This window comes from Corynebacterium sp. 20-84, assembly GCF_053479455.1.
Genome location: NZ_JBRBCB010000012.1, coordinates 53,005 through 68,544, shown reverse-complemented (window position 1 = coordinate 68,544; position 15,540 = coordinate 53,005). Strand labels below are relative to the sequence as shown.

Below are 15,540 nucleotides of genomic sequence, written 5' to 3'. Positions count from 1 at the left end.
TAGTTCTCTTCTCTAGTTCTCCGCCGGTGCTGCGTGCTCGAGTTCCTGCAGGCTGGTCACCGTGATCTCGTTGGCCCGCAAGGACTCGATGCCCTGGACTGCCGCGGTGACACCCTGGACCGTCGTCATCATCGGCACATTCGAGACCACGGCAGCCGCACGGATGTCGTAGCCGTCGTGCCGAGCACCCGCGGATCCAGCCGGCGTGTTCAGAACCAGGTCCACTTCGCCTTCCAGGATTCGGTCGACGATGGACTTGCCCTCAACACCGTCGCGCACCTCGGACGCCTTCAACGCGACCTCGCACTCAATGCCGTTTCGACGCAGCATCTGGGCAGTACCTTCCGTCGCCAGCACATTGAAGCCCATCGTGTACAGACGCTGGATCGGGAAGATTAGGGTGCGCTTGTCACGGTTGGCCAGGGAGACGAACACAGTGCCCCCGGTTGGCAGTTCGCCGAACGCAGCTGCTTCCGCTTTCGTAAAGGCGACTCCAAAGGACGGGGCCAGGCCCATGACCTCGCCGGTGGACTTCATCTCGGGCCCGAGAATAGTGTCCAGCACCGCACCGTCTGGACGGCGGAAGCGAGTGAACGGGAGGACCGCCTCCTTCACCGCGATCGGGTGCTCCAGCGGTAACGATCCACCGTCATAATCGGTCGGCAGCAGCCCCTCGGACTGCAACTCCGCGATGGTGGAGCCCATCATGATGCGGGACGCAGCCTTGGCCAGGTGCACACCTGTGGCCTTGGACACGAACGGCACAGTGCGGGATGCGCGCGGATTGGCCTCGATGACGTAGAGGATGTCGTCTTTCAGCGCGAATTGGACATTCATCAGACCTTTGACCCCGATGCCATGAGCCAAAGCCTCGGCGGAGCGGCGCACCTTATTGATGTCGTCCGGGCCCAGAGTCATCGGCGGCAGAGCACAAGCAGAGTCGCCGGAGTGAATGCCGGCCTCCTCGATGTGCTCCATCACGCCGCCAAGGTAGACATCCTTGCCGTCCGACAGCACGTCGACGTCGATCTCGATCGCGTTGTCCAGGAAGCGATCGACGAGCACCGGGTGGTCCGGGGTCAGCTCGGTTGCGCGATCGATGTAGTCGCGCAGGTTCTCCTCGTCGTAAACGATTTCCATGCCACGGCCGCCGAGCACGTAGGAGGGGCGGACCAGGACCGGGTAGCCGATGCGGTCGGCGACCTCGCGGGCCCCGTCAAAGGAGGTCGCGGTGCCGTAGGCCGGGGCAGGCAACTTAGCTTCTTCAAGTACCTTGCCGAATTCGCCACGATCCTCCGCCATGTCGATGGCCTGCGGGGTGGTGCCCACGACGGGAACACCTGCGTCGGCAAGCTTTTGCGCGAGGCCCAGCGGAGTCTGGCCACCAAGCTGGACGATCACTCCGGCGACGGTGCCCGTCGCCGCCTCGGCACGGTAGATCTCCATGACATCCTCGAACGTCAACGGCTCGAAGTACAGCCGGTCGGCGGTGTCGTAGTCTGTGGAGACGGTCTCCGGGTTGCAGTTGACCATGACCGTTTCGTAACCCACGCGGGAGAGCTCGAGCGCCGCGTGAACGCAGGAGTAGTCGAACTCAATCCCCTGCCCGATGCGGTTCGGGCCGGAGCCCAGGATGATGACCTTTTCCTTGGCTGCCCCGCCCTGCGCGGTGCCCACGGCCCCCACCTCGGACTCAGCGTTCGGATCGTACTCGTAGGCCGAGTAGTGGTACGGCGTCTGCGCCTCGAATTCGCCGGCGCAGGTGTCCACCGTCTTGTACACCGGGTGGATGCCCAGGGACCAGCGCAGAGAGCGCACACCGTCTTCGCCGGCGAGCTCCGGACGGAGCGCGGCGATCTGGGCGTCGGAAAGTCCGTACACCTTGGCCTCGCGCAGCAGGTCGGCATTGAGAACAGGGGCGTCGATAAGCTGCCCGCGAAAATCGATGAGTGCCTCGAGCTCGGCGAGGAACCACGGATCGATGCCACTGGCCTCGTAGACCTGCTCGATGGTGCCGCCGAGACGAAGCGCGAGCTCGACGTCGTACATGCGCTTATCCGTCGGGCGCTTCAGGTCGTCGAGGACGGCGGCGAGGTCGTTCTCGCGGCCCTCCGCGAAGTACGCGTCCGGCTTCGTCCAGAAACCGCTCGGCTTGTCCTCCATCGAACGCATGACCTTGTTCAGGCCCTGAATGTAGTTGCGGCCGATGCCCATTGCCTCGCCCACTGCCTTCATGGAGGTGCCCAAGGTCTCGTCCGCACCCGGGAATTTCTCGAAGGCGAAGCGCGGCATTTTCACGATCACGTAGTCGAGCGTCGGCTCGAACGCGGCCGGCGTCACGCCGGTGATGTCGTTGGTGATCTCGTCGAGGGTGTATCCGATGGCGAGCTTCGAGGCGATCTTTGCGATCGGGAAGCCGGTGGCCTTAGAAGCGAGCGCAGAAGAGCGCGACACGCGCGGGTTCATCTCGATAGTGATAATGCGGCCGTCGACGGGGTTGACCGCAAACTGGATATTGCAGCCGCCGGTGTCCACGCCCACCTCGCGGATAATCGCGATGCCCTGGTCGCGCATGGTTTGAAACTCGCGGTCAGTCAGCGTCAACGCGGGGGCCACCGTGACGGAGTCGCCCGTATGGACGCCGAGAGCGTCGACGTTCTCGATAGAGGCGATCACGACAACGTTGTCGTCGCCGTCGCGCATGAGCTCGAGCTCGAATTCTTTCCAGCCGAGGATGGACTCCTCGATGAGGACGTTCGCCTCCGGGCTAGCGTCCAAACCGTCGCCGGCGATGCGCTCCAAATCCTCCATGGTGAAGGCGAGGCCGGAGCCGAGGCCGCCCATGGTGAAGGACGGTCGGACCACGACAGGCAGTCCGAGCTCTGCCACGGTCTCCTTCACTTCGTCCATGTTGAAGCACACGCGAGAGCGCGCGGAATCGCCGCCGATCTTAGCCACGATGTCCTTGAATTTCTGGCGGTCCTCGCCGCGCTCGATCGCGTCGATATTCGCGCCGATGAGCTCGACACCGTGCTTGGCCAGAATGCCTTGCCGGTCGAGCTGGATCGCGGCGTTCAGGGCGGTCTGTCCGCCGAGGGTGGCCAGAATGGCGTCGACCCTGTGGCCCTGTTCTGCCTCACGGGCGAGGATTCGGTCGATGTATTCCGGCTGGATCGGCTCGACGTAGGTGTGATCGGCGAATTCCGGGTCGGTCATAATCGTCGCCGGGTTGGAGTTGATCAAAGTGACGCGGAGGCCTTCCTCCTTGAGCACACGGCACGCCTGGGTGCCCGAGTAGTCGAACTCGCAGGCCTGGCCGATCACGATCGGACCAGAGCCGATGACCAGGACGTGGTTGATGTCGTCGCGTTTCATTAGTTCCCTTCCTGGTTATTTCTGCTCGGTGGCCGCGGTTGGGGTACCGGTCCCGTTCTTCTTCACCTTGTAGCTGTCCATGAGCTCCACAAACTGGTCAAAGAGCGGGTTTGCGTCGTGCGGGCCGGCGGCGGATTCCGGGTGGTACTGCACGGAGTACGCCATGCCGGACTCGAGTGCCACGCCCTCGACGACGCCATCGTTGAGGCAAGTGTGCGTGATCAGCGCCGGACCGAAATCGGTGTCGAATGTCGTTCCTGCCGCGATCTTTTCGGAGGTGAAGCCTTCCGGCGCCTTCACTGCGAAGCCGTGGTTCTGGGAGGTGATGTCGATTTTCCCGCTGGTATGGTTCTTCACTGGGACATTCACACCGCGGTGGCCGAACTTCAGCTTGTAGGTGTCCAGTCCGAGCGCGCGCCCCAGGATCTGGTTGCCGAAGCAGATACCGAACAGCGGCGTGCCGTCGGCGATGATGTCGCGGGTGACCGCCACCATGTCGTCGGCGGTCGCCGGGTCACCCGGGCCGTTGGAGATGAACACGCCGTCGGGGTTGTGCTTCTTGACCTCCGCGTACGGCGTACCGGCCGGGACAACGATTGTCTCGATACCCCGCTGGGAGAAGTGTTCCGGCGTGGCCGTCTTGATGCCCATGTCGTAAGCGACGACGGTGTAGCGCTTGTCCCCCTTAGCCTCGATCACGTAGGGCTCGTCGGTGGACACGTCCGCGGACAGGTCCGCGCCCGACATCGCGGGCTGCTCTTTGACGAGAGCGACGAGCGCGTCGACGTCGCCGCGCGCCTGCTCGCCGGTGAAGATACCGGCGGCGATGGAACCGTAGTTGCGCAGGTGGCGGACGAGCGAGCGGGTATCCACCCCGTGGATGCCCACGATGCCCTGGCTGCTCATCTCATCCTCGAGGCTGCGCTCCGCGCGCCAGTTGCTGACCCTCTTGGACAGGTCGCGGATCACCAGTCCAGCAACCCAGATGCGGTTGTCATGGGACTCGTTGTCCTCGTCGTTCCACCCGGTGTTCCCGATCTGCGGGGCCGTAGCAACCACGATTTGGCGGTGGTAGGACGGATCCGTCATCGTCTCCTGGTAGCCGGTCATGGCAGTGGTGAAAACGGCCTCTCCGAACACGGGCTCGGTGTCGGCGCCGGCCGCGCCGAAGGCGAAGCCCGAGAACGTGGTGCCGTCGGCCAGTACCAGCACGGCGGGGATGCGTTCAGTGCTCATGTGTGTTTCCTTCTTCGTTTCGCTCTATTCACGCTGCTTCTGCGCCTCTCCCCCATGCGGGAGCGGTGCTCGTGCTGGTCAGTCTGTGTCTGTGTTTTTGTCGGAGTCGATGTTGCTGTCGGCTCCGCTTCCAGCCTCGGCGAGGAGGAAGGTCTGTTCACCGCGGAGCCAGGTGCCCACCACGCGCGCCGCGAATTCCGCGCCCTCGTACGGTGTGTTGCCTGACTTCGACGCCATCTCGTCGCCGAGGGCGGTCCACCCGGCGTCTGGGTCGACGAGGGTAAGGTTGGCCGGCTCGCCCACCTCGATCGGGCGGCCCTGGTCGGCGAGACGGAGGATCTCCGCCGGGCGCTCGCTCATGACTTTGGCCACGAAGCGCCAGTCAGCCAGGCCCGATTCGACGAAGACCTGCGCGATGATCGCGAGTGAGGTTTCCAGGCCGATCATGCCGGGCTTGGCGTTTTCAAATTCCACGCACTTATCTTCGGAGCCGTGCGGGGCGTGGTCGGTGGCGACGACGTCGATGGTGCCGTCGAGCAGCGCGTCGCGCAGAGCGATCGTGTCGCGGTCCTCGCGCAGCGGCGGGTTGACCCGGTAGACACCGTCGTAGCTCTCCAGCTTCGCGTCGGTGAGCAGAAGATGGTGCGGGGTCACTTCGGCGGAGACGTCGATGCCCTGCTCCTTCGCCCAACGCAACAGGGAGACGGTGCCCTCGGTGGATGCGTGGCAGAGGTGGTAGCGACCGCCATAATCACGGGTCATGATGAGGTCGCGCGCCACGACGGATTCTTCGGCGACACGCGGCCAGCCGCGCAGGCCGAGTCGTGCGGCGTTCTCGCCCTCGTGGGCGACGGAGCCGTCGGTCATGCGGTGGTCTTCAGCATGCTGTGCCAGCACCACGTCGTAGGCCTTCGCGTACTCGATGGCGCGGCGCATCAGCTGCGGATCGTTCACGCACTTGCCGTCGTCGGAGAACATTGTGACGTGCCCGCGGGACATCAGGCCGATCTCGGTGAGCGATTCGCCTTTTAGCCCCTTGGTGATAGAGCCGACCGGGTAGACATCGCACTTGCCGTAGGCCTGGCCTTTGTCCCACACAGCGTCGGCGAGGAAAGGCTGGTCGATCACCGGCTGGGTATTCGCCATTGTGAACACGGCGGTGAAGCCGCCCTTGGCCGCGGCATCGGAACCGGTGGCGATGGTCTCGGTGTCTTCGCGTCCGGGCTCGCGCAGGTGGACATGCATGTCAACGAGGCCGGGGAGCAGCACCTTGCCGCCACAGTCCATGATTTCGTCGGCATCGTCGAAGGGGTTCTCGCCGATGGAGTCGATCACGCCGTCGGCGACGTCGATGAGAATATTGGTTTCGTCTTCGCCGTAGGGGCGGACGTTATTCAATGCGAGTGTCGTCACTGCCCTACTCCTTTCCTTCCAGCGTGTCTGCTCCGCTCGCCAGCAGCGTGAACAAGACCGCCATGCGGGTGTACACGCCGTTGGTGACCTGGTCGAGGACCACAGTGTTATCGCGGTCGGCGACGTCGAAGTTGATTTCCATGCAGCGCAGCATCGGGCCCGGGTGCATGATCAGGGTGTCGTCGCCGAGCATGTCCGCGCGGTCCTTGCTCAGTCCGTACAGGGTCGCGTATTCGCGGTGCGACGGGAAGAACCCGCCGTTCATGCGCTCAGCTTGGACGCGCAGCATCATGACTGCGGCGATCGGCGCTTCCTTTTCACTGCGGGCATTTTGCAGCGCAGCATCGAAGTCGTACTCGACCGAGCACGGCCAGTGCTCCACACCAGTCGGCAGCAGTGTCGGCGGAGCGACGAGCACAACGTCTGCGCCGAGTGCGTGGAGCAAGTCCACGTTGGAGCGGGCCACGCGGGAGTGCAGGATATCGCCGACGATGAGCACCTTCTTTCCGGCAACGTCGCCGATGTGCTGGCGCATCGTCACAGCGTCGAGAAGCGCTTGCGTCGGGTGCTGGTGCGAGCCGTCGCCCGCGTTGATGATGGCGGCGCCGGGCACCCACTCGCGGAGCAGGTTCGGCGCGCCGGAGGACGGGTGGCGCATGATGATCGCGTCGGCGCCCACGGCGCGCAGCGTGCTGGCGGTGTCCTTGAGGGATTCGCCCTTTTTCACGCTGGAGCCCGAGGCGGAAACGTTGATGACGTCCGCGCTCATCCATTTGCCCGCTGTCTCAAACGATGAGCGCGTGCGGGTGGAGTTCTCGTAGAACAGCGTGAAGACAGTCCTGCCGCGCAGAGTGGGCAGCTTCTTCATCTCGCGTCCGTCGAGCGCCTCGCGGAAACGGTCGGCTTCGTCCATCAAGCCGACGATCTCCTCGCGGCTTAGATCCGCGATACTGATGAGGTGCTTCATTCTTCGACCTCCTCTTTGACTAGGAGGACGGCATCGGCGTCATCGAGCGGAGTGAGCGTCACTCGGACGTCTTCCGTGATCGCCGTCGGAATATTCTTGCCCACATAATCCGCGCGGATCGGAAGCGCACGGTGGCCGCGGTCGACTAAGACCGCGAGCTGGATCGCTTCCGGGCGTCCGATATCGCTCAAGGAGTCGAGCGCGGCGCGAATGGTTCGTCCGGAAAACAGCACGTCGTCGACGAGAACGATCGTCGCTCCGTTGATGTTGCCCGGGATATCGGTCGGGGCCAAGGCGCGGTGCGGGCGGCCGCGGAGGTCATCGCGGTAGAGCGTCACATCGAGGCTGCCGACGGGAACGCTCACCCCCGAAAATTCCTCGATCGCTGCTGCGATGCGCTCGGCCAAGGGCACTCCGCCGGAGGGAATGCCCAACATGATCAGTGGTGGAGCACCGTCGGAATCGAGTGCAGTTTTCTCGATGATCTGGTGCGCGATGCGTGCAATCGTGCGCGAGACGTCACTAGCGTCAAGCAACTCTGTGGCACTCATCGAACCTCCTTCCCCGCCTCTCTGTGCGGAATTTAAAGGATGCTTCTTTTTGAGCCTGCCTATGCTTGGTAGACCCCTGCCACAGTAGCACTCCACCGCCCGCGTTTTTCGAACGAACAGGTCACCCGCTTTGTCACTCGCCGCAACGCACACCATCGACGCACCGCTTGCCGACGTTTGGCGCTGGCACACCATGCCCGGCGCCGTGCACCGCCTGACTCCGCCGTTTTTGCCGATGACAGTCATCTCTGGAGCTGATTCACTCAAAGACGGCACCACCGTGTTCTCCCTGCCCGCCGGCCAGAAATGGGTCGCCCGCCACCAGCCGCAGGGCAAGGAAAACTTCTTGGGCATTAAGGAAGACTTCTTGGGCGCTAAGCGCTAGGCGCAGCGGGCGGATGAGAGATGTAGCCTAGGGTGCCATGACAACACCGAACGACAATCCCGTCACGGACCCAGACGCCGCCGGCGTTAACGCTGATGCCGACGTTGTCCGCGACGTCACGCTGGCCGATATCGCCACCGTCCTCAAGGGAGAAGAACTCGAATACCGCTTGGAAGAGCCGGTCGTGCGCACCGGTTTCGTCAACGCCGCCATGGTCTTCACCATCGACGACGGCACGCTCGTATTCGAGTCCGTCTGGCGCGGCGAATTCGTACCCGAGGATGTCCCTTCGCTGCTGCACGCCACCAACGAGTACAACCAGACGCATTTCACCCCGACGCTGCGCTTCTTCCAGAGCGAAGAGAACACCCTCGCCATCACCGGTGTGCGCACCCTCGATGTGAGCAAGGGCCTGTCGCCGAATCAGCTCGGCGCCTTCGTTGTCACGTCGATCCACTCGACGATGCAGGCATTTGACTACCTCGCGCAATCTTTCCCGACTGCTGTGACGTGGGAGGAGAACTAATATGACCGACCAGAACACGACCCCCAGCCAAGTCACGATCGACCGCATCGTCGACGCCGCCTCCCAGTCCGGCATCGGGCTTTCCGCCGACGCCAGCGGCCGCGCTGCCCACGGCACGTATGAGGAGCTCGAACTCATGGCGGTTCTGCTCGACTCAGTGTTCATTGTCCGCGCTGACTCGGAGACCGATACCGCAGCCGACTCCCCCGACGCGTCCTACTACCTGGCCGCCAACGAAGTGAACTCGACGCTGATCGGCGCGCGTGCGATCGTGGGCAACCGCGCCGAGAATATCGTCGTGCGCACGGAGGCCGAGCAGTCCGTCGCAGCCGGCATGACTGACGCGCAGCTGCGCTCCGCTGTTCAGACCGCCGTCAATGGTGTAGTCAGCGCGCACAACGCTATGTCTGCTCTCCACGAGCAGATCGCTGAGGCGCAAGCAAAGCTGGCTGCGGAAAACAGCCAGGATTAACTCACAACGCTCCCACCCCACTGTGGTGAATAATAGGGGCACAAAAGGACACCCACCGTAGAGAGACACCCAGCAACGGAGCACCGCGATGACGAACCCACATGGCCATCAGTACCCGCAGCAGCCGGGCGGCTATTCGCACTACGGGTCTGGTCCGCACGGCTATCAGCACGGCGGACCACAGCAGGGGCCGCAACCAGGCCAGCCCTTCGCTCAACCGTCGCCGTACCACTCCATGCCGCAGAACGATAAGTCGGGTACCGGCTGTCTCGCCTGGTTTATTGCGCTCACCGCGCTTCTCCCAGTCCTTCTCGGCGTCATCGCCATCTTGGTCCTCATCGGAGGGGTCTACTTCGCCATGATGGTCTCCGAAAGCGGAGAAACGTCAAGCTCCACCACGTCGTCTTCTGTCACGGCCACGTCGACAGTAGCGACACCCACTGCATCGACGACTCGCCCCACTGCGCCGGGCGGGGATTCAAGTTTCGAACCGCCCGAGCCCTCGGGAAGCCCGGGCTATATCCGCTAGCCGAATTATTTCCGCAGTTCGTGGTTCAGAGCTTCTAGCTCAGCACCGCCAGACATTTCTTTTGTGAGCTCATCCAGTGTCACCTCGTCACGTGAGGCGTTGAGTTCTTGGCGGCCGAGCTTCAAGATCGTGAAATGGTCGCCCACCATGTACGCATGGTGCGGGTTGTGGGTGACAAAGACGACGGCGACACCACGGTCGCGTGCCGAGGCGATGAATTTGAGCACCACTCCCGATTGCTTCACGCCCAATGCTGCGGTCGGCTCGTCGAGCACCACCACGCGCGCACCGAAATAGACGGCACGCGCAATAGCCACTACCTGGCGCTGACCGCCGGAGAGATTGCCGATCTCCACGTCGACGTCGGGAATATCAATCCCCATCTCATGTAGCTGCTCAGAACAGATACGCTTCATCTCAGCTTGCTTCAGCGTTCCGAAAGCGCCGGTAAGCTCTTGACCTAAGAAGAAATTGCGCCACACGCTCAGCTCATCCACGACTGCGAGGGTCTGGTACACCGTGGCGATACCGGCATCAATCGCGTCGCGGGGTGAGGATAAGGTGGCGGGTGAGCCGTCGATAAGCAACTCTCCACTCGTTGGTTCGTGCAAACCCGCGAGAATCTTGATGAGCGTGGATTTTCCGGCGCCGTTGTCGCCGAGCACGCACGTGACCTCTCCTTCTTTGATGTCGAGGTCGACTCCGCGGAGGGCGTCGAAGCTGCCGTAGGACTTGGTGATGTCCCGCAATTCGATGATGGCCACGGGCTACCTCCGCTTCGTGATGTTGGCGAACGACGTGTTGGTGAACACTGCGAAAAGCAGCATCGCGCCGAGGAAGAACTTGAACCAGTCGGGATTCCACCCGGCGTAGACAATGCCCTGGTTCGTCATGCCGAAGATCAGCGCGCCGATCATCGTGCCGACGGCGGTGCCGCGGCCGCCCTTCATCGCGCAACCGCCGATGACGGCCGCGATGATGTACAGAAACTCGTTGCCCACGCCCTGGCCAGCTTGGATGGAATCGAACGCGAACAGCGTGTGCATGCCCACGAACCAGGCGGCGAAGCCGACTGTCATAAATAGTGCGACCTTGACGCGGCGCACGGGGACGCCGACGGCGCGCGCGGCTTCCTCATCCCCTCCGACCGCTGTGATCCAGTTGCCGAATTTCGTGCGGAAGAGAATGAACGAGGCGATGGCGACGAACAGCAACCACCAGACGACCGTGACGCTAATACGCACGTCGCCAATGTGAAAACTGCCCGCGAAGAATGTGCGCGCCGACGGGAAGCCCTCCATATCGGCGATCGTCGGTGTAGCCACCTGGCCGGTGACCAGCTTGGTCACCGCGAGGTTGAGGCCTTGGAGCATGAGGAATGCGGCCAGGGTGATGAGGAAGCTGTCGATGCCTGTGCGTGAGACGAGAATGCCATTGAGCGCACCGATGCCGAGAGAAATGAGCAGGGCAAGACCTGCTCCCACCCACGAGTTCAGGTGCAGGTTGTAGTTGAGCATCGTCGCCGCGAGTGCCGCGGTGGTGACGGCGACACCGGAAGACAGGTCGAATTCGCCGCCAATCATGAGAAGACCGACGGCCAGCGCAACAATGCCGAGCGTCGAGCTAGCGTAAAGGATCGTCGCTATCGCCTCGAACGAACGGAATGCGGGCGCGACGGCGAGAAACAGCGCGAGGATGACCAGGAAACCGAGCAAGCTGGCCAGCTCCGGACGGCGGATCAGCTTCGCCAGGCCAGTATGAGTCCTGAGTCGGTCGTCCGGTGCCGTGTCCTGCGGTGAGACGTGCGCTGTCACGTCTTTGTCCGGCTGCGGTGCGGCTGTGCTCATCGCAACCCCTTCTTCGCCGCCTCAGTGACCTTGTCCACGTTGGTGCTGTCGACGAAACTGGGGCCGGTGAAGACCGGTTGACCACCGCCGAAGGTGCCGCCGTTGCGCTTGGCCACCCAGAGCGAATCCACCGCCAGGTACCCCTGCAGGTACGGCTGCTGGTCCACCGCCCAGGCGATTCGGCCGTCGGCAATCGCGTCGACGAGCTCCGCGTTGGTGTCGAAGGTGACCACCTGGGCTTCCGCGCCCGACTGCTTCACCGATTCAGTGGCACGCATGGCTACTGGGGCCTGCAGCGCGAAAACGGTGTCGAAACTGGAGTCCTGGCTAAGCTTCGAGCTGATCGTCGCTTGCACCGAAGTCAGGTCTTGGCCGTTGACGTAGAGGTGCTCGACCTCGCCGTCGTCAAGCCCCTGTTTCACTCCGTTACAACGCGCTTCCTGCGAAGAATTTCCCTGCTCGTGAATGACGCAGAGAACCTTCTTCTTCCCTTCCTTTTTGAGACGTTCGCCCGCAGTCGTGCCGGCGATGGTCTCGTCCTGGCCGAAGAAACCGCTGAGCCCGTATTTCGTGTAATCGTCCATACCGGCATTCAGACCCACCGTCGGGATTCCCGCGTCGACGGCGTTCTGCGCCGCGGGTCCGATGGCTTCCGCATTCGGCATGGTCACCGCAATGCCGTCGACATTGGAATCGACTGCGGAGCGAACCAGGTTGGCCTGGTTCGGCGCTTGCGGGTCAGAGGAATACCGCAGCTCGATATTGTCTTTTTTGGCTGCGTCCTCCGCGCCCTTGCGCACAAGATCCCAGAAGGTGTCACCGGGTGCGCCGTGCGTGACCATCGCGACGACGTACCGCGGGGTGTCCACCCCGCCGGCGGTGCCGTCGGAATCGTCGTTGCGCGGCGCCCCACCGGTGGCCGAGCACCCCGCCGCAGTCAGTCCGACAACTGCAACGATAGACGCTGCCTTGAAAAGTCTTCCGATTTTTAACACCCATACAGTGTGCCCCGCGCAGCGAAGGAAACCCGCATTCCAGAGCGACTTGACCGATTCAGAAGACTGCTCGCCGCATGCGCGAACTTAGATATCGGAAAGGCCCGGCCCGATCGGCACATCATCGACGATCGGCGTGAGTTCTGCCATGGCCGCCTTCATGTCGGCGATGTCCGCCTCATCGCCCTTGGAGTGGCGGAACTGGTCGGTGGTCACCATCGCATTGCCCATATTCGTGGTGCAGAAGAACAGGCGAAGATCAGCCGGCGGGTTCTTGGCGCACGCAAAATAGCGTCCCTCGACAGTGAATTCGAGGTTGTCGAACGACACGACCTCTTCCCCGTTCTCCCGTTGCTGTCGCTGATAGTCCTCCGCGAGGACAGTCCGGAAATCATCGGCTGCCTGCTTCGGGTCGTCCGGACACACGCTGTACGCGTCACCCTCTTCGAGGTAAGCGGCGCCGACTGAATATTGCCACTGACCTGAGCCGTCCTGGTAGAACTTGTTCCAGCCTCCGTCCATATCGTTGCTGAAGTTCGGGTCATGCGGCAGCTGGGTGAAGAACTCAGGCATTTTGTCCTGTAGTGCGTTGATGCTCACTTCTCTGGCGCACGCTTCCGGGGCGGTCTCCTCTAATGTCGCCGAACCGGTCGCATTTTCCTGCGCAGGATTTTCGTGCCCATTCTCCGGCGCAATTGCCGAACCGTCCTCGTTCGCCGCGCCACCGTCATCGCTTGAGCAGCCCACCAGCAACGCCGACGATGCCACAAGTGCTAGTACGGCCGTGTTCACTCTTCGCATGCATCCCTCTTCGCTTGTGCTCAACGTACGGGCCTGTTTTGCCCGCAAGATTACACACGCGGGTCAATCTGGGAGGCGAAGTTTATGAAAGCGTTGTGCAACGTGGCTGCGACGCCGGCAGCATGGCTGCGACGCGGTTATGGTGTCCGGTCTTAGGACTCTTCGAGGCGCTTGAGTTCGGCCTCAGGGTCGAAGTCCGGCTCCGGCCACTCCAGGTCAAGCTCGCGCAGTGCTTTCAGCAGCAGGGTCTTGACCACGGTGCGGCAATAGTCCTTGTTGTCGGAAGGCACACAGTACCACGGGGCGACGTCGGTGGACGTGCGCTTGAGCGCGATCTCGTAAGCCTCCTGGAACTCGTCCCACAGCATGCGGTCTTCGATATCACCCGGGTTGTACTTCCAGTGCTTGTCCTCGCGTTCAATGCGCTCGCGCAGGTTCTCGCCCTGAAATTCCTTGGAGATATGCGGCATGACCTTGATGATCTTGGTGCCCTTCGCCGCTGCTTCCGCCTCGAAGTCCACAATCGCGCCGTAGCGGCGCTCGATCTCTTCCGGCGGTGCCATTTCGCGGACGCGCTGCACCAGCACATCTTCGTAGTGGGAGCGGTCGAACACACTCACCATGCCCGGTTCAGGCAGGTGCGGTGCGATCCGCCACAGGAAGTCGTGCTTCTTCTCTTCCTCGGTGGGTTTACCGAAGGCCGTGATCTGCACGCCCTGCGGGTCGAGCACATCGCCCACGACATTTCGGATGATCCCGCCTTTTCCGGAAGTATCCATTCCCTGGAGCACGAGCAAGATAGATCCAGTGCCCTCAACGCCGGCGCGGGCATTGGCGTACAAGCACTCCTGGAGATCGGCGATCTCTTCGTCGTACTTTTCAAATGCCTCGTCGACATTGCCCTTTTTCACACCAGGCGTGAAATCCGGGTCCACATCCGCGAGCACGAAATCTTCATCGACGCGGAGCGCCTCAGCTTCCTTGATCGATACCTTCGCCATGGCTCGGTGTACTCCTATTTATCGGCAGACGGGGTTGTTGTCTCGGGCGCATCCGGCTCCGGGGCAAGCTCGGCTACAGCAGTGGCGGAATTCAGTTCTGTTTCCTCAGTGACATCAGGCGCGACGACACCACCGGGTGTTTCAGACTGAGTATCGGTCAGCTCGACATCGCTGTCGGTGCCGGTGGCGGTGTCAGTATCGGTGTCGTCGTCGATACCGCTGTCTTCCCCGTTCACGATGTCGGGGGCATCGGCGGCATTGGCCTGGATGATGTCGTCGAGGACGGCGTGGATATACGGCGAGGCGTTATCGCCGGCGTACTCGGTGGACATCTCCATGGCGTTGGCGATGGAGATCGGCGGGGCGACCTCGTCGTTGTACAGGATCTCCCAGGTACCCACGCGCAAGATAGCGCGGTCGACCGCCGGGATGCGGTGCAGCTCCCAATCCTCCGACAGGAATCGCTCGATATAGTCGTCGATCTCGTCGAGGTTCTCCGCCGCGCCGGCGATGATCTCTCGCGTGTAAACAGCGATGGGTGCGACAGCGTTCACGGGGTCCTGTGCCAGTGCGGCACGTTCCTCGACGATGGCGACCGGGTCAAGGTCGCGGGTCTCCGCTTCGAAGAGGATGTCTACTGCGCGGCGGCGCGCACGGTAACGCGCACCATGACGTTTGTAATCAGGCATGTTCGCAAAAGAAGAATCAGGGGCAGGAACGATCAGGTGAAGTGAAAAATGAGGTGGACTCGGGGCTGAGTCCACCACAATCGGAGCAGTTGGAGACTGCTCCCGTCAAGGCACAAGGCCTTGCATAGGTCGTTTAGTGTATAGGTCGTTTAGTTGCTGACGCGGGAGAGGTACTCGCCAGTGCGGGTATCCACCTTGAGCACGTTGCCGGTCTCGATGAACAGCGGGACCTGGATCTCAGCACCGGTCTCCAGGGTCGCCGGCTTGGTGCCGCCGGAGGAGCGGTCGCCCTGCAGGCCCGGATCAGTGTGCTGGACCTTCAGGTCCACGGAGATCGGCAGCTCGGCGAACAGTGCCTCGCCGTCGTGGAAGGAAACCTGAACACGCATGTTCTCCAGCAGGAACTTAGCAGCGTCGCCGAACTTGTCAGCGGGGAGCTCGAACTGCTCGAAGGTCTTGTCGTCCATGACGACGTAGCTGGTGCCGTCGTTGTACAGGTAGGTCATGTCGCGGCGGTCCACCGTCGCGGTCTCAACCTTCACACCGGCGTTCCAGGTCTTGTCCACGGTCTTGCCGGAGACGACGTCCTTGAGCTTCGTGCGGACGAACGCGGGGCCCTTGCCCGGCTTGACGTGCTGGAACTCGATGATCTGCTGCAGCTTGCCGTCAACCTTGAGCACAAGGCCGTTCTTGAAATCAGCGGTCGTTGCCACGATATTCTCCCTTAATTCGGCTCGGTGGGTGATTCAAACA

Annotated in this window: 14 protein-coding genes and 2 pseudogenes; 4 read left to right on the top strand and 12 right to left on the bottom strand. The window is 62.5% G+C overall.

Annotated features, from left to right (window positions below):
• Window positions 1–12 precede the first annotated feature (12 nt).
• The 5 genes from carB to pyrR form a co-directional block, all read right to left on the bottom strand.
• Window positions 13–3,375, bottom strand: a complete 3,363-nt coding sequence (gene carB / locus ACUY2Y_RS09990) for a carbamoyl-phosphate synthase large subunit (RefSeq protein WP_448326145.1) — start codon at window positions 3,373–3,375, stop codon at window positions 13–15.
• A gap of 15 nt (window positions 3,376–3,390) precedes the next feature.
• On the bottom strand, window positions 3,391–4,611 hold the full coding sequence (gene carA, locus ACUY2Y_RS09985) for a glutamine-hydrolyzing carbamoyl-phosphate synthase small subunit (RefSeq protein WP_448326143.1): 1,221 nt from the start codon (window positions 4,609–4,611) through the stop codon (window positions 3,391–3,393).
• 78 nt (window positions 4,612–4,689) lie between these two features.
• Complete coding sequence (locus ACUY2Y_RS09980) at window positions 4,690–6,024, bottom strand: dihydroorotase (protein ID WP_448326142.1); 1,335 nt, start codon at window positions 6,022–6,024, stop codon at window positions 4,690–4,692.
• Window positions 6,025–6,028: 4 nt separating this feature from the next.
• Window positions 6,029–6,991 (bottom strand): aspartate carbamoyltransferase catalytic subunit, encoded by a 963-nt coding sequence (locus tag ACUY2Y_RS09975; protein ID WP_448326141.1) that lies wholly within the window; start codon window positions 6,989–6,991, stop codon window positions 6,029–6,031.
• Window positions 6,988–7,542, bottom strand: coding sequence for a bifunctional pyr operon transcriptional regulator/uracil phosphoribosyltransferase PyrR (gene pyrR / locus ACUY2Y_RS09970; RefSeq protein WP_448326139.1), 555 nt, complete (start codon window positions 7,540–7,542; stop codon window positions 6,988–6,990). Before pyrR ends, ACUY2Y_RS09975 begins: the two co-directional genes overlap by 4 nt.
• Window positions 7,543–7,672: 130 nt before the next feature.
• Between pyrR and ACUY2Y_RS09965 the strand changes: the two are divergent.
• The 4 genes and pseudogenes from ACUY2Y_RS09965 to ACUY2Y_RS09950 all read left to right on the top strand — a co-directional run.
• Window positions 7,673–7,876, top strand: a pseudogene (locus tag ACUY2Y_RS09965) (TIGR01777 family oxidoreductase); the annotation flags it as partial.
• 88 nt (window positions 7,877–7,964) lie between these two features.
• Complete coding sequence (locus ACUY2Y_RS09960; protein ID WP_448326137.1) at window positions 7,965–8,453, top strand: YbjN domain-containing protein; 489 nt, start codon at window positions 7,965–7,967, stop codon at window positions 8,451–8,453.
• Between the two features lies 1 nt (window position 8,454).
• Window positions 8,455–8,925 (top strand): hypothetical protein, encoded by a 471-nt coding sequence (locus tag ACUY2Y_RS09955; RefSeq protein WP_448326135.1) that lies wholly within the window; start codon window positions 8,455–8,457, stop codon window positions 8,923–8,925.
• An 88-nt stretch (window positions 8,926–9,013) separates the two neighbouring features.
• Window positions 9,014–9,454 (top strand): hypothetical protein, encoded by a 441-nt coding sequence (locus tag ACUY2Y_RS09950; protein WP_448326133.1) that lies wholly within the window; start codon window positions 9,014–9,016, stop codon window positions 9,452–9,454.
• Between the two features lie 5 nt (window positions 9,455–9,459).
• On the opposite strand, the gene ACUY2Y_RS09945 is transcribed toward ACUY2Y_RS09950, so the two are convergent.
• The 7 genes and pseudogenes from ACUY2Y_RS09945 to efp form a co-directional block, all read right to left on the bottom strand.
• Entirely contained in the window at window positions 9,460–10,218 is a 759-nt protein-coding gene (locus ACUY2Y_RS09945; protein WP_448326131.1) for an ATP-binding cassette domain-containing protein, read from the bottom strand.
• Between the two features lie 3 nt (window positions 10,219–10,221).
• Entirely contained in the window at window positions 10,222–11,301 is a 1,080-nt protein-coding gene (locus ACUY2Y_RS09940) for an ABC transporter permease (protein ID WP_448326129.1), read from the bottom strand.
• Entirely contained in the window at window positions 11,298–12,287 is a 990-nt protein-coding gene (locus tag ACUY2Y_RS09935; RefSeq protein WP_448326193.1) for a substrate-binding domain-containing protein, read from the bottom strand. The genes ACUY2Y_RS09940 and ACUY2Y_RS09935 overlap by 4 nt, the downstream gene beginning before the upstream one ends.
• Window positions 12,288–12,383: 96 nt before the next feature.
• Window positions 12,384–13,088 carry a hypothetical protein gene (locus ACUY2Y_RS09930; protein WP_448326127.1) on the bottom strand — a complete coding sequence of 235 codons (705 nt, stop codon included), beginning with the start codon at window positions 13,086–13,088 and terminating at the stop codon, window positions 12,384–12,386.
• A gap of 161 nt (window positions 13,089–13,249) precedes the next feature.
• Window positions 13,250–14,098 (bottom strand): PPK2 family polyphosphate kinase, encoded by an 849-nt coding sequence (locus tag ACUY2Y_RS09925; protein WP_448326126.1) that lies wholly within the window; start codon window positions 14,096–14,098, stop codon window positions 13,250–13,252.
• A 242-nt stretch (window positions 14,099–14,340) separates the two neighbouring features.
• Window positions 14,341–14,787: pseudogene (gene nusB, locus ACUY2Y_RS09920) on the bottom strand (transcription antitermination factor NusB); the annotation flags it as partial.
• A 149-nt stretch (window positions 14,788–14,936) separates the two neighbouring features.
• Entirely contained in the window at window positions 14,937–15,500 is a 564-nt protein-coding gene (gene efp / locus ACUY2Y_RS09915) for an elongation factor P (RefSeq protein ID WP_210573453.1), read from the bottom strand.
• Between the last annotated feature and the right edge of the window lie 40 nt (window positions 15,501–15,540).

What these genes read in the sequence shown, in the direction of transcription:
- ACUY2Y_RS09950 (WP_448326133.1), top strand. Translation starts at nt 9,014, where the DNA reads ATGACGAACCCACATGGCCATCAGTACCCGCAGCAGCCGGGCGGCTAT.
- ACUY2Y_RS09940 (WP_448326129.1), bottom strand. Translation starts at nt 11,301, where the DNA reads ATGAGCACAGCCGCACCGCAGCCGGACAAAGACGTGACAGCGCACGTC.
- pyrR (WP_448326139.1), bottom strand. Translation starts at nt 7,542, where the DNA reads ATGAGTGCCACAGAGTTGCTTGACGCTAGTGACGTCTCGCGCACGATT.
- ACUY2Y_RS09955 (WP_448326135.1), top strand. Translation starts at nt 8,455, where the DNA reads ATGACCGACCAGAACACGACCCCCAGCCAAGTCACGATCGACCGCATC.
- carA (WP_448326143.1), bottom strand. Translation starts at nt 4,611, where the DNA reads ATGAGCACTGAACGCATCCCCGCCGTGCTGGTACTGGCCGACGGCACC.
- ACUY2Y_RS09925 (WP_448326126.1), bottom strand. Translation starts at nt 14,098, where the DNA reads ATGGCGAAGGTATCGATCAAGGAAGCTGAGGCGCTCCGCGTCGATGAA.
- carB (WP_448326145.1), bottom strand. Translation starts at nt 3,375, where the DNA reads ATGAAACGCGACGACATCAACCACGTCCTGGTCATCGGCTCTGGTCCG.
- ACUY2Y_RS09975 (WP_448326141.1), bottom strand. Translation starts at nt 6,991, where the DNA reads ATGAAGCACCTCATCAGTATCGCGGATCTAAGCCGCGAGGAGATCGTC.
- ACUY2Y_RS09960 (WP_448326137.1), top strand. Translation starts at nt 7,965, where the DNA reads ATGACAACACCGAACGACAATCCCGTCACGGACCCAGACGCCGCCGGC.